Source organism: Lentilactobacillus senioris (assembly GCF_026798195.1).
Classification (GTDB): Bacteria; Bacillota; Bacilli; order Lactobacillales; family Lactobacillaceae; genus Lentilactobacillus; species Lentilactobacillus senioris_A.
Genome location: NZ_JAPQEZ010000001.1, coordinates 274,808 through 288,698 on the forward strand (window position 1 = coordinate 274,808; position 13,891 = coordinate 288,698).

A 13,891-nucleotide genomic window follows, 5' to 3' on the forward strand; every position below is an offset into this window, starting at 1 on the left:
GTCAGTCCTTTCCATATAAAAATTAGACTTTTCGGTATTTACGCATACTGAAAATATTGACAATTACAAAGAAAATTAAAATGCCAATTAGTACCGTAACTGGTTCCCAAATATCTATCAGGGTAGCTTGGCGCTGAATAACGTCAGTCAAGGCACTGGCACCATAGTAAAGAGGCATGAAGTGAGCAATGACTTGTAACCAATTATCCATGCTAGAAACCGGAACAATGCCTGAGAAAAAGACTTGCGGAATTACGAGAAGGGGAATGAACTGCATCATTTGAAATTCCGAAGCGGCAAATGAAGAGATAAATAAGCCCATTGCTAATGCTACTAAGGCGATTAAAATACAGAGGGCCATTACTAACCAGAGGCTGCCTAAAATTTGGACTTGCAACGCCCAAACACAGAATAAAACGACAATGATGGTTTGCAAAATCGCAAACAAGCCGTAACCACCTAGATAACCGTAAATGATGTCACTTCGTTTAATGGGAGTAGCTAGTAATCGGGAAAGAGTTCCGGAGTTTCGTTCACCCAACAATGAGATGCCAGAGATCATGAAAACAAAGAAGAAGACTACGAAACCGACAAAAATTGGGAGCATGGTAACGAAGAAGGAAGCGTCACCGTTAGCGTACAGATAGTGAGCCTTGATGGTGTAGTTGTTAGGAGCTTTGATGGTAGTGCTGGATTCTTTAGTTTGCGAACTGTTTGTACTTTGGTTTGCGTTAGTTTGCGGTAATTGCGCACTTAGAGTTTGCAGTTGCTTTTGAGCCTGCTTTAAGGCGGCAGCTTGCTGTTTAGTAACATTAGCTAATTGTTTAATTTTCAGTTTAGCCGCCCCACCTTGGATACTTTGTTTTAAAATACCTGCTTGAGTTTGATCCGCATTTTCGTAAGTCATTACCAACTGATCACCATTAGTGGTGAGATAACCAGCATAGTGATTTTGCCGAATCACTTCTTTAGCGGATTGGTTGACATTTACCCGATGAATCTTGACCTGTTTATTATCAATGGCTTTAACCACTTCGTTAGGCACGTTATGCACGGCTAGGTCGGCGGTAGAATCGGAGCCGGACTGGAATAAAAAGTACATTAAGCCAAGCATTAATAACGGAGCAATGAACATCATGGCTAAGGTCCGTTTGTCGCGAATCATTTCTTTGAAAATACGTTTAAAGACGGCTAGAATACTCATTATTTTTGCCCCGCTTTCACAAAGACTTCTTCTAAACTATCAGTGTGGTACTCGGCCAATAATTCATCCGGAGTTCCAGAAGTGATGAAGTGGCCGTCACGAATCATCGCTAAATTATCACATTGAGCGGCGTCTTCCATTACGTGAGTGGTAATGATGATGGCTTTGCCTTTGTCACGGAGGCGATTTAATTCTTGCCAGATTTGTTGCCGAAGTTCGGGATCAATCCCCACGGTGGGTTCGTCTAAAATTAATAAATCTGGATCTGCTAATAAGGTTAATGCCAATGATAGGCGCCGTTTCATTCCACCTGAGTAGTTGCTAACACGTCGATCCAAAAATTCTAAGAGATTAACGGTTCCGGCGGCATATTCAATCCGGGCAGGAATGTCTTTTTTAGCAATATGAAATAATTCGGCAAAGAAGGTTAGGTTTTCTCTACCAGTTAATAGCTCGTATAAAGCATCACTTTGGGCCATAAAGCCAATTTGGGCTAAGGTAGCGCGATTAGGCATTGGGGTACCCAACACGTTGACCTCGCCGGTATCCGGGGCATCCATGCCCATTATGATTTTTACCAGGGTGGTTTTGCCGGCTCCGGATGGCCCGATCAAGCCCAGCGTTTGGTGGCTGGTAACTTGTAAATTAATGTTGTCTAACACTACTTGGTCGCCAAAGTGCTTACTGACGTTGGTAACGGCTACGGCTATTGACATGTAAAGCGCCTCCTAAAATTAGTGAGTGACGACTCACTTAAACTATTGATTCCAGTATAAGCGTTTTTAGGTGAGTGTCAACTCACTTGGACTGAAAAATAAAAATCATCCACCAAGGTGAATGATTCGAAAGTTATTATTTAGTTTTGGCCAGTAAAGCAGTTAAAAACTCGTTGGCGTCACCAACGTAACCATAATCAGATTCAGCAAAAATGGGGGCATCTGGATCTGTATTGACAGAAACCACTTGTTTAGCGTTTTTAATTCCTACTAGATATTGCACAGCTCCGGAGATTCCCAAATTGATCAAAAGTTTTGGGGCAATTGTGTGCCCACTTTGGCCAATTTGGAGTTCATGCCCAAATTCCGGATTGTCAGTCATTGGACGGGTAACCCCCACCATTCCGCCAAGTTGGTCCGCTAGTTGGTGAGCTAATTCGATGGTTTTAGGATTGTTGGCACCACGGCCTAATGCAATAACTATGTTAGCATCGCTAATATTAGCAGCACTATTGATTACTGGAACGGTTTCCGTAATCGTCATTTGGGTTTCAGGATGGAAAGTGAATTCAGCATTAGTTACTTCAGTGGTGACATTAGAATCCAACTGCGCACCAAAAGTATTAGGTCGAACGGTTGCCATTTGGGGCCGCCGATCAGGACAAATAATGTCACACATAATGTTGTCGCCATAAGTAGGTTTGGCCTGGACTAAAAGATCGTCTTCAAAGAACAGGTCCAAACAGTCTGCAGTTAGTCCAGCCTGAAGTTTAGCTTGTAATCTAGGGGCCACTGACCTACCGACTACCGTAGCTGGAAACAAAAAACTGTTGGGACGCACGTCGGGGGTTATTTGAAAGAGAACATCGGCAATTTCAGCATCCGTAGCGTTAGCAAATCGATCATCTTTTAAGGCGATAATTTTATCTGGTCCGTATTGGCTAACGGTAGTTTCAGCATCCAGAGTAGTAGTTTCCGGCAAAATAGCTACTACCGGCTTACCGTTGGCGATTGCTTTAGCTTTGGTTAATAGTTGTAAACTGGTGGGTTCAATTTTACTGCCGTTTAATTGAATGTATACCCAAATTTCTTGATTATCCATAATGCGCTCCTCCTAGTAGTCTAAATCTGACAGTAGTTCGTTAACTGCCTCTGCTGGGTCCTTAGCAAGTATGGTGGTTTGCTTAGCGGAAACTTCGGGGGCGTAAACCTTGGTCACTTGAGTTGGTGAACCTGCTTGGCCGATTTGAGCGGGATTTAAACTTAGATCTTTTTCAGACCAAGTAGTTAATGGTTTAACAAAACTTTGCATAATGTTAACCGGGGTGGCGTAGCGGGGTTGGTTGATGTCTGCCCCCACCGTAACCGCAGCTGGTAGGCTCACTCGAATTTTTTGAGTGGCATTGTCTAACTGGCGACTACCAGTAATAATATTGTTTTCCAGTAGTTCTACTTTATCTGCAAAGGTCACTTGTGGTAGATTTAATTCTTCAGCCACGATCGGACCCACTTGACCAGTGTCCGCATCAATTGATTGGCGTCCAAAGAGGATTAAGTCAACGGCTCCGATTTTTTGAATTGCTTGGGCTAATGAATAACCAGTGGCCAAAGTATCTGCTCCACCTAAGGCCCGAGAACTTAATAGGACTGCAGAATCTGCGCCCATAGCGAGACCCTCACGTAAAGAACTGGCATAACTATCGGGTCCCATACTAAGTAAAATCACTTCTCCACCAGCTTGTTCTTTTAAGCGTAGTGCCGTTTCAATCGCATTTTTATCGTAGGGATTAATGATGCCATCCACTCCAGAGCGGACTAAATTATTAGTTTTAGGATCTAATTTGACACTGTCGGTGTTAGGAACCTGTTTGATACAAACGATAATTTTCATGTAACTGCCCCTCCTATTTATTAATTTCGGCTTTGGTAATTTCTAAATTCATTTTTTCGATGGAACCCTCGGCTAACTCCATAGCTCGAGCATCCCTAATCAAATGTTCGATTGGGTATTCGCGACTATAACCGTAACCACCTAATATCTGTAACACTTCATCACCGCTTAAAACGGCTGCTCGACTACCATAGGATTTAGCCATTGCAGCGACTTCATCATACGCTTGACCGGCTACCTTCTTTCTGGCGCCTGCTTGATAAAGATTGCGTGTATTTTCTCTTGCAATAGCAACGTCTGTAATCTTTTGTTGGGTCACTTGTAGTTTGTAAAGAGGGGTAGTTAAAGCTTTACGTTCTTTGGCATAGTCTACTGCAATTGTTAATTCATGGTCTAAAATTCCTGCTAAAACAGCACCCATTAAAATTCGAGCATCTGCATGAGCATTGTCTCCAATTTCAAGCCCTTGACCGACCTCACCGAGTAAATGATAACTGGGGACCACGATATGATCCATTACAATTTCACCAACTGGGACACCGCGTAACCCGATGAAATCTTCGCGCTTACCGAAGCTAAACCCTGGCATGTCTTTATCGACTACAAATACGGCGAGGCGATCATCTTCGGTCTTGGCTAGAACACAGTACACTTCTGCTAAACCACCGTTGGTGATCATAATCTTGTCGCCAGAAATGACCCAGTTATCTCCCTGGCGAATAGCCCGGCTGCTGATTCCGGTAGGATTAGAACCACCAGATGGTTCGGTCTGGGAAAAAGCAAAAATTCGGTGAGCGGCGGAAGGCAAGTATTTGGCGTTTAATTCTGGTGAACCGTATTTAACAAACTGTTCGATAGTTTTAAAATGACCTTCCAAAGTAACTGCCATGCTGGCATTACCAGTGGCCATTCGTTCTAAGGCTTCGGCAGCAGCTTCGAAGTTGAAACCAGCGCCGCCATATTCTGCTGGCAGAGTAGTGGCTAACAAACCATTATCAACAACTTTTTGGAACAAACCGGCAGGGTAATCCTGTTGTTGGTCAATCTGCATATCTAAAGGAGCCAATTCGTTAGCGGTAAATTCTGTGATCATGTGTTGCAACATTTGGTTAGCAATTACTAGTTGGTTGGTCATGATTATCAGTCCTTTGATTTTTTATTCACAAACTATATTATTCCATAATTATATATTTTAATATAATAAATATCAATAAAAAATCCGAAATTAATTTGGTATAATGGTTTGAGACTAAGATGTGGCGGGAAAATATAATGAATATTGATAAATTTATAGCACAAAGAAAAAAATTAGGTTATTCGCAAAGTGAACTGGCTAAGGGAATTTGTACACAAGCAACTATTAGTAAATTTGAGAATAACGGCAAGATGATTTCCACTAAAATTTTAACCCAGTTATGTAATCGATTAGGCTTGTCCTTGAGCGATTTATTTCCCAATGCCGAAGTTGATCGGCAACGACTGTTTGCTAAGTTGGAAGAAATTGGGTTTAACTTGGTGACCAGTGAATATCAATTGGTGCTAACGGAATTAGCAACGATTAGTGAGGCTACATTAACGGATAACAACTTAAAAATGGAATATTTATTTATCAAGGGTTTTGCATTAGCGCTTAGCAAAACCAATCCGGCTGATGCAATTTTTTGTTTTGACCAAATTTTGAATGGCTTAGACGAAGCTCACCGAACCATATATTCGCAACTAGCTTACGTAGGCTTGGGTATTACTTATGATCGCCAACAAGATGATAATAGAGCGAAATTTTATTTTGAAAAAGTACCGACTAAGTTAAGGTTAACGCCGGTGGATTCCACTGCTAATATTTGGAAAACGATGTGTATGTTGTTTTATACCGGAGAATTTTATGGCCAACAAGCTGAAGTCGCTACCAGCAATCCATTGTTAGAACAGGTTATTGACCTAGGATCTCAAAATCATGTCACCTATTATGTGGCTCGAGCTCAATACCAATTGGCTGAAAACTATGTTCACGCTGGTCGGCCACAAGCTCAATTAACTGAAATTTTGGCCGATGCTACGGCCTTTGCTAAATTTAACCGTAACCAAAAATTATTAGACAAAATCACTAGGTTAAAGGAACAATTAAGCTCATAATTCTCCACTGGGGTTTTACGCAGCGATATGTTACGATACTTCTCACACACTATTTAGAGGAGCAACGAAAATGAAATTTGTAAATGTTGATGAAACGCTGCGAGACTATTGGGTGCGAGTTTATGATGGAGCCTTTCCGGCTGCAGAGCGTAAACCGTTTACCGAGTTGGTTGATCTAAATCAAGAAGCGGCCGTTCACATGAACATCATTCAAGAGACAGGAATTAATTTAGGCCTAGCCTTTTTCTATGAGTTAACTCCAACTTCAATTTACCTAGTCTTTTTGGCAGTGGACCCAGCACAGCGGGGAAAAGGATGGGGTTCTAAAATTCTCACCGAATTAAAACGGCAATATCCAGACGGTATCGTTTTGGAAAGTGAACAGACGAATGCTGGAGCAGCCAATGAGGAGCAACGACAAAAACGTTATCGGTTCTATCACCGAAATGGTTTTACTGACAGTGGTTATTTGACGGATTTAACCGGAATGACCTTTCATGTGCTGACTACCGGACAGCCAGGATTAGTTACTGGATATCAGGCAGCACTCCAAAAATTTGCCCTACCAGCAACTGTTACGGCAACTAAAGATAATTAAATAAACCGAGGAACCCAATTACACCGGCCATTATTGCCTGTAAATGGAAGCCTCGGTTTTTCTTTTTAAGTCAATTTAAAGTTAAGCGCCTTAATCTGATTTGCGTACTTACAAATCAGGTAAAGGACGTGAAAAGAATGAATTTTATTAAACGGGCGTGGTTAAATACCTTTGCCAAATGGGGCAGGACCACTTTGCTTATTTTGGTCACTGCGGCCATATTAATGTTTGTGTTAGCTGGATTATTAATCAGCAACGCTGCCAATAAGGCAACGGAACAGGCTAAACAAAATGTGGGATCTACGTTAACTCTCTCAGCTAATCGGGAAGCCGCTTTTAAAAAAATGCGTTCAAGTTCAGAGACTAATAGTAGCGGTAAACCAGGCAAAATTAGTATGACCCCGGTTAAATTAAGTGATGCTAAAGAAATCGCTGAAAATAGCAATATTTCAGATTATAACGTAACGGTAAATAGTTCTGCCGATGCGAAATCATTCGATACGGTTTCTACTAGTAGTGCTGGCTCTGGAATGATGGGCAAAATGGGTGGCAGCAGTTCAGCAAATGGCGATATTACCATCAACGGGGTCACCGATACCAGCATGGTGGACAGCTTTAAGTCTAAGAGTAGCAAGATGACTTCGGGCCGGGGCTTAACTGCTGATGATGAGGATACCAATAATACGGTGATTGAAAGTGAACTGGCTGAACAGGATAATCTCAAGGTTGGCGATACAATTACTTTAAAGAATACTAGCAATAGTAAGAAGACCTATAAATTAAAAATTGTCGGAATTTATAAAGCTTCAACCAGCGCTTCGACTGGAATGATGGGTAACGACCCAGCTAATACGATTTATACTTCGTATACCTTGGCTAATACCGTTAAGGGTAGTAAGTATCAAGATACGGCTGATTCTGTAACGTTTAATATCAGCAACCCCGCACAAACTAGCACAGTTAAAAAAGCAGGTAACAAGGTGATTGATACTGATACCTACAGCTTAACTTTAGATGATGCTAGTTACCAAACGGTTAAAAAATCTATGAGTACCGTTAGTGGCTTTGCCAACAAGATCGTTTTGTTAGTAGCGTTAGCTGGAACCATTATTTTAGCGCTAATCGTGATTCTAATGGTTCGCGAACGGCGTTATGAAATTGGGGTATTACTGTCACTAGGAGAATCACGTTGGAAAATTATCGGCCAGTTCTTTACGGAAATGGTGATGGTGTTGGTAGTTTCATTGGCAATTGCTGGAGCTGGTGGCCAGGTCGTAGGTAACAAATTAGGTCAGCAATTAGTTTCTTCGGCTCAGACAACGCAAACCAGTTCGACAGGTTCGCAAACAACTGGTCAACCTGGAGGTGACGGAGCGCCAAGCGGTGGCCGGCCTAGTGGAGCTCCAACCGAGGGTCATATGGGTGGTGCCGTAAATTCTCAAAAGGCTAAACAAACTAAGCTGCAAACCAAATTAAACGTAGCCGAATTAGTACAATTAGGAGGCTTGGGATTAGCAATAATGTTCTTAGCGGTAATGATCGGCTCGTTTGGAATTTTACGACTTGAACCGAAAAAAGTTTTAATTGATGATTAATTAGGAGGGATACTAATGACAGCAATGTTAGAAACAAAAGATTTAGCCTATTGGTACGACAATAGTAATCAACCGTTATTTAAAGACGTGAATTTGAACTTTGAAGCTGGTAAACTCTATGCAATCGTTGGTCGTAGTGGTTCTGGTAAAACTACGTTCCTATCTCTTTTAGCGGGATTAGATAAACCCAAGGCCGGAGACATCTGGTACCAAGGACAACCGCTAAAGAAAATTGGGCTAACCAATTATCGCCGTTATGATGTTTCCGTGGTATTTCAGGCTTATAATCTTTTTACCTATATGTCTCCGCTAAACAATTTAATGACCGCTATGGCCATTACCAATTCCCAACATCAGGGCGATAAACAGTATGCTACTGAGATTTTAACCCGAGTGGGGATTGCTGCAGAGGACGTGAATCGTAACGTCACCCATTTGTCTGGTGGGCAACAGCAACGGGTAGCAATTGCCCGCACAATGGTTTGTGATGCGCCCTTGGTAGTTGCTGACGAACCCACTGGTAATTTGGATGAACAAAACACTCAATCTATTATCGAACAATTTCAACAGCTAGCTCATTCCGAAGGTAAATGTGTGATCTTAGTAACTCATGAATCGGATGTAGCAGCTCAATGCGATGAACAAATTAAATTAGCTAATAATGAATTCCAAAGTGTTATCTAAAAAAGAATTTCGTCATTTTAAAATGACGAAACTCTTTATAATTTGTAGCTAGACTTTTGAAAAGCGGAAACGTTAATGCTGACTTACCATGTTTCGATTAACGTAGCGTTCCAAATGATTTTGTCCAGCAGTGATGATAGAGCAACAAGCCCAGTAAATCAATGCGATTTCGAGATAAACCGTCATGTAGTCAAAATTATCTCCACCGATGATTTTAGCGTTCATAAACATTTCAGTGACGGTAATCATGGCCGCTAAGGAAGTTCCCTTGAATAGGTCTAAGATCACGTTACCCATTGCTGGAATAGAAGTGCGCATTGCTTGGGGTAAAATAATGTCTCGCATCGTTACAAAATGGGTCATTCCTAATGATTGTGCGGCTACCCATTGACCTTCATCAATTCCCAGTAACGATGAACGAAAAATTTCGGAGACGTAAGCTGCGCCGTTGAGGATAAACGCTGCGGCTGCGGCCGGAAACGCCGCGACTCGCCACCCGGTATATGGTAGACCAAAATAAATCAAAAATAGTAAAACTAAGATGGGCGTACCCCGCATAAAGGAAATGTAGGTTCGCGATAGCCAGTGCAGCCATTTGTAGTGGCTCATTTGTCCCAGAGTCAGTAGCGTCCCTAGGATAATTTGACCAATAAAACTGACGATGGTTAATTCGATAGTCATGGGCAAACCACTGAGAATAAACGGCAAGGAATGCCAGGCTAGTGGGGCATTAAAAAAGTTGGTGATGGAGAGGTGATTTAAAATATCATTCATTTACCTCACCGGCTTACTGTTCACTATCTTTAACGGTGAAAGTCTTAGCGATGTGGACTTTGGGTTTGTGAGTGACATCTGCGCCACCGTAGTATTTTTCAGAAATTTTCTTAATAGTTCCATTTTTCAATAACTTAGCTAGTTCTTTATTAACGGCATCTTTTAAAGCGGTATTGGATTTTTTCATTAAAATGCCGGAGCCGTTTTTAGTGTTTTGAGTAGCGAAGTACAAGTTACTTGGAATCATTAATTTTTTATTCATATCTGGCAATGCTTTGAGCGCCATTGATTGAAGATAGTAATCATTTAAAATAGCGTCGGTTCTACCGTTAGCAACGTCTTTTAAGTAAACATCATTAGAAACGTTGTCATAGTTAACGGGAGTAGCTCCAAGTTGTTTAGCTAACCGTTGGTAACTAGTTCCGGCTTCACCGCCAGTCTTCTTGCCTTTTAAATCAGCAAAACTATGAATGCCAGATTGGTCTTTCTTACGAACAATCATGCTATCAAATGAAAACTTGTAAGGAGTAGAAAGGGCAAATTGCTTTTCGCGTTTCTTGCTAATACTGTAGTCGTTAACGGCCATGTCGACGGTTCCGTTATTGAGGGCACTCATGGTACCAGAAACGTCCATTTCTTTGAATTGAATCTTTTTGTGGAGCCCTTTGGCCACTGCCTTGGCGACCTCTACGTCAAAGCCGGTTAACTTTTTATCATCACCATGAAATGAAGTGGGATAAAGGGTTCCAGAAGTAGCCACTACTAAAGTCTTTTGCTTGGCAAGCTTGTCACTAGAAGAACTAGCAGATTTGGACGAGCCACACCCCGCTAAAGTAATGGGGAGAACTAAAATTAAAAGGGCGAGAACGATACTGAACCTACGTTTTGTATGTGTCATTGATCTAGCTTCCTTTCATACTAAATTAATGTTAGTATAATTTACTGAAAGCGCTTTTACAAGGGCTGAAAAACAAGTTATTTTATGCACATGATTTAAGGCAGAAAGAATGAACAAAATGGCAGAGGATGCAACTAGATTAGCCGCGTTGATTAAACAGGGAAAAGTTAGCTCTGGTGAGCTGGTAGCAAGGAGTTTGGCTAAAATTAAAGCTGAAAATCAGACGTTAAACGCAGTTACTCATTTACGGGAAGCAGCGGCGCTGAAAGAAGCTGAAAACGCGCTGAAAACAGATGCGCCTTTTGCGGGCGTCCCGATTTTGATCAAAGGGCTAGGGCAATCATTAAAAGGCGAACCGGACACCGCAAGTTCAAAACTGCTCAAGGATAATGTGGCAACCATAACTGATAATTTTGTGGCAAGCTTGCAACGGGCGGGCTTCGTTATTTTAGGCGAAACTAATGCACCGGAATTTGGCTTCAAAAACGTTACCGATCCAGAGCTATATGGTCCCACTAAAAGTGCGTGGGGTAACCACGAAGTTTCTCCAGGAGGTTCATCCGGTGGCTCAGCAGCAGCTGTTAGCGCCGATTGGGTATCATTAGCTGCTGGAAACGATGGTGGTGGCTCAATTCGAATTCCAGCTTCGTTTTCCGGCTTAATTGGTTTAAAGCCAACGAGAGGACGCGTTCCTGCTGGCCCAAGTGCTTGGCGGGGGTGGCAAGGAGCGTCGATTAACTTTGGTCTAACTCGTTCCATTAGGGATACCGCTCAATTATTAGATAGTTTACAAACCGTTCAACCAGCCGCGCCATTTCAAACGCCATTGTACTCACAAGGCTTTTTGCAGACCAGTCAGCAACCTCTACCAACCAAGTTCACAGTGGGTTATACGTTAGAATCACCAGTCGGGACCCCGGTCAGCAAAGACGCTCAGCAGGCAGTTTTAGATGCGGTTGATTTTTTGAAAGCTAACGGAATCAGAACTGTTGAAATGCAAAATCCGTTGGACGGCGTCAAAATGATGGAAAGTTATTATGTTGTCAATGCTGGAGAAACTGCGGCTATGTTTGACGGAATTCAAGCTGGTTTAGGACGTGCTGTTACCATGGATGACATGGAATTAATGACCTGGGTAATCTATCAAGCGGGTCTGTTAACCAGGGCCCAAGACTATAGCCACGCCTTTGAATTGTGGGATGCCGCCAGTTATCAGATGGATCAACTATATTCTCAAATTGATCTGTTTCTAACGCCCACTACTGCCACCACGGCACCACGGTTAGATTATGAATTAGTTAGTCCTGAAGTAATGGAACAAATGCGCCACGTCACTGATCTCAACCGCCAAGAACGGTTAGATTTGATATATCGTTTCTTTGAACGAAGTTTGGCACTATCTCCGTTTACTCAGCAAGCCAACTTAACTGGTCAACCGGCGATTAGTTTACCCACTGGAATGGCTACTAACGGGTTACCGTTAGGCGTTCAGTTCCTGGCTCGCAAGGGTGATGAAGCTACGCTACTACAAATGGGCCGACTATTTGAAATGGATGGCATGTTTAAGATGTTGCATGAAACGGAGCAGTAAATAAAAAACCGTCAATAAATTGACGGTTTTTTATTTTATTGCTTAAATTGTTCCGCTACGTACTGCCGGTACAGTTCGTGTTTATTCAACAGTTCTTCATGATTACCGTGACCGGTAATTTCTCCGTGTTCCAAGAAGAAAATGTTATCGGCATCCACAATCGTGGAAAGTCGGTGGGCGATCACCAACGTAGTCCGGTTTTTCATCAAATTATTAAGGGCACGTTGCACCATTTCTTCTGATTGGCTATCTAAGCTAGCTGTTGCTTCGTCTAACATTGAAATCTTAGGATCGCGTAAGAACGCTCGAGCAATGGCTAACCGTTGCCGTTGACCACCAGAAACCTTGACGCCGCGCTCGCCAACTTGGGTGTTCAAACCTTCGGGAGTATCTCTAACAAATTGATCAGCGTAGGCGAGGCTCAAAACGTGCCAGAGTTCCTCATCGCTGACCGGGCGAGTTAAGCCGTAGGTTAAGTTATCTCTAATGGTACCGACTAACATGGCGCTATCTTGGGAAACGTAGCCGATTTGAGACCGCCAAGACTGCAGATTAATAGTATTTATATTTTCATCCGCAATCGTAATAGTACCGTTATCCGGCTGATAGAAACGTTCCAATAAACTGAACAGAGTGGATTTTCCAGAACCACTAGGGCCAACAAAGGCAACCACTGAATTAGGATGAGCAGTGAAACTAACGTTTTGTAGTACCGGATTTTTCTTATCGTAGCTGAAGCTAACGTTATCTACGGTTAAAGTTTTACCAGCGACATCAACAGGTTTGCCGACAGTTAAATCTTCGATGGGTTGTTCTAACAAATCATCTAGCCGGGCAGTGGCGCCTTTGGTTTTCTGCAATTGGGTGAAGAATTGAGAAAACTGGGTGGCTGGGGCAATAATTTGGAAAAGGTAAAGTAAAAAGGCAACCAAAGTACCGATGCTCAAAGTTCCATTTTGGACGCGGACCCCGCCATAACCAATGACGGTAACTAGGATCCCCATCATGGCTAACAACATGATCGGACTGATGATAGCCATAATCTTGGCCTCGGCAACACCGGTATCAAATAATTGATGAATACCATTATCACCGCGAGTTAGTTCAGTTTGTTCACCATCAGAAGCCTTAATCAAGCGAGATTCACTTAGCGCTTGGGTGGTAGTGCTATTGAATTCTGCTGTTTGCCGTTGCATCCGAATTGAAATATTGCGCATCCAGTTGCCGATGGGAACCATCAACAGGGCTACGATTGGTACGGCAATTAAAATCACAAGCGTGAGTTTCCAATCCATCAAGAATAACACCACAAACGCACCGATCATTGATAAGATTCCACTCACAAAAGAGGGCAATTGATCAGCTACCAACGATTTAACTACCGTGGTATCGTTAACCAAACGACTCGTGATTTCGCCGGTCTGATGGTTATCAAAGTACGTAATTTTAAGGTTAACGAGTTTGTGCCAAACTAATTCACGTAGATTAGAGACGGTTTGCTCACCCATATAACCCATCATGTAACTGGAGATGGCACTGGTTAGGGCTTGAATTAAAAAGGCGCCGATGATGATGGCGATAAAACTAAGGTTCATGTTTTTGAGGGAAAAGCCATTGACCAGGTTTTTGGTGAAGAGGGGGATGACTAAGCTAAATCCGGTGGAAACTAAGCTAATTAAAAAACCAATGACTAGCAATTTAATTTGGGGCTTAGATCGGTTGAGAAGGGCCATGAATTTGACCCAGGTGAAAGATTGATTGAGGGCTGAGTCCTCATCGAAATCAATTGAACGACGCATGTTGATCT

13 protein-coding genes are annotated in these 13,891 nt (G+C 42.4%); 5 read left to right on the plus strand and 8 right to left on the minus strand.

What is annotated here, in order from left to right:
* Positions 1–22: 22 nt before the first annotated feature.
* From OXT66_RS01340 to OXT66_RS01360, 5 genes are all read right to left on the minus strand, one after another.
* The gene (locus OXT66_RS01340) at positions 23–1,204 is read right to left on the minus strand and encodes an ABC transporter permease (RefSeq protein ID WP_268595275.1); all 1,182 of its coding nucleotides are present in this window, start codon (positions 1,202–1,204) and stop codon (positions 23–25) included.
* Positions 1,204–1,920, minus strand: coding sequence for an ABC transporter ATP-binding protein (locus tag OXT66_RS01345; protein ID WP_268595276.1), 717 nt, complete (start codon positions 1,918–1,920; stop codon positions 1,204–1,206). The genes OXT66_RS01340 and OXT66_RS01345 overlap by 1 nt, the downstream gene beginning before the upstream one ends.
* Positions 1,921–2,056: 136 nt before the next feature.
* Positions 2,057–3,022, minus strand: coding sequence for an electron transfer flavoprotein subunit alpha/FixB family protein (locus OXT66_RS01350; protein ID WP_268595277.1), 966 nt, complete (start codon positions 3,020–3,022; stop codon positions 2,057–2,059).
* 12 nt (positions 3,023–3,034) lie between these two features.
* Complete coding sequence (locus tag OXT66_RS01355; RefSeq protein ID WP_268595278.1) at positions 3,035–3,811, minus strand: electron transfer flavoprotein subunit beta/FixA family protein; 777 nt, start codon at positions 3,809–3,811, stop codon at positions 3,035–3,037.
* Positions 3,812–3,824: 13 nt separating this feature from the next.
* Positions 3,825–4,946: an acyl-CoA dehydrogenase family protein gene (locus tag OXT66_RS01360; RefSeq protein ID WP_268595279.1), complete on the minus strand. Its 1,122-nt coding sequence runs from the start codon at positions 4,944–4,946 to the stop codon at positions 3,825–3,827.
* A 137-nt stretch (positions 4,947–5,083) separates the two neighbouring features.
* Between OXT66_RS01360 and OXT66_RS01365 the strand changes: the two genes are divergently transcribed.
* The 4 genes from OXT66_RS01365 (at position 5,084) to OXT66_RS01380 (ending at position 8,821) form a co-directional block, all read left to right on the plus strand.
* On the plus strand, positions 5,084–5,944 hold the full coding sequence (locus OXT66_RS01365; RefSeq protein WP_268595280.1) for a helix-turn-helix domain-containing protein: 861 nt from the start codon (positions 5,084–5,086) through the stop codon (positions 5,942–5,944).
* Between the two features lie 70 nt (positions 5,945–6,014).
* Positions 6,015–6,542, plus strand: a complete 528-nt coding sequence (locus tag OXT66_RS01370; RefSeq protein WP_268595281.1) for a GNAT family N-acetyltransferase — start codon at positions 6,015–6,017, stop codon at positions 6,540–6,542.
* Between the two features lie 137 nt (positions 6,543–6,679).
* Positions 6,680–8,137 (plus strand): ABC transporter permease, encoded by a 1,458-nt coding sequence (locus OXT66_RS01375; protein ID WP_268595282.1) that lies wholly within the window; start codon positions 6,680–6,682, stop codon positions 8,135–8,137.
* Positions 8,138–8,161: 24 nt separating this feature from the next.
* Entirely contained in the window at positions 8,162–8,821 is a 660-nt protein-coding gene (locus OXT66_RS01380) for an ABC transporter ATP-binding protein (protein ID WP_268595434.1), read from the plus strand.
* A gap of 72 nt (positions 8,822–8,893) precedes the next feature.
* On the opposite strand, the gene OXT66_RS01385 is transcribed toward OXT66_RS01380, so the two are convergent.
* Both OXT66_RS01385 and OXT66_RS01390 read right to left on the minus strand, forming a co-directional pair.
* Entirely contained in the window at positions 8,894–9,595 is a 702-nt protein-coding gene (locus tag OXT66_RS01385; protein ID WP_268595283.1) for an amino acid ABC transporter permease, read from the minus strand.
* A gap of 13 nt (positions 9,596–9,608) precedes the next feature.
* The gene (locus OXT66_RS01390; RefSeq protein ID WP_268595284.1) at positions 9,609–10,493 is read right to left on the minus strand and encodes a transporter substrate-binding domain-containing protein; all 885 of its coding nucleotides are present in this window, start codon (positions 10,491–10,493) and stop codon (positions 9,609–9,611) included.
* Positions 10,494–10,611: 118 nt separating this feature from the next.
* On the opposite strand from OXT66_RS01390, the gene OXT66_RS01395 reads away from it, so the two are divergent.
* Positions 10,612–12,084, plus strand: a complete 1,473-nt coding sequence (locus OXT66_RS01395) for an amidase (protein ID WP_268595435.1) — start codon at positions 10,612–10,614, stop codon at positions 12,082–12,084.
* 35 nt (positions 12,085–12,119) lie between these two features.
* Here OXT66_RS01395 and OXT66_RS01400 read toward each other — a convergent pair whose 3' ends face one another.
* Positions 12,120–13,883 (minus strand): ABC transporter ATP-binding protein, encoded by a 1,764-nt coding sequence (locus OXT66_RS01400; protein WP_268595285.1) that lies wholly within the window; start codon positions 13,881–13,883, stop codon positions 12,120–12,122.
* Positions 13,884–13,891: the final 8 nt, after the last annotated feature.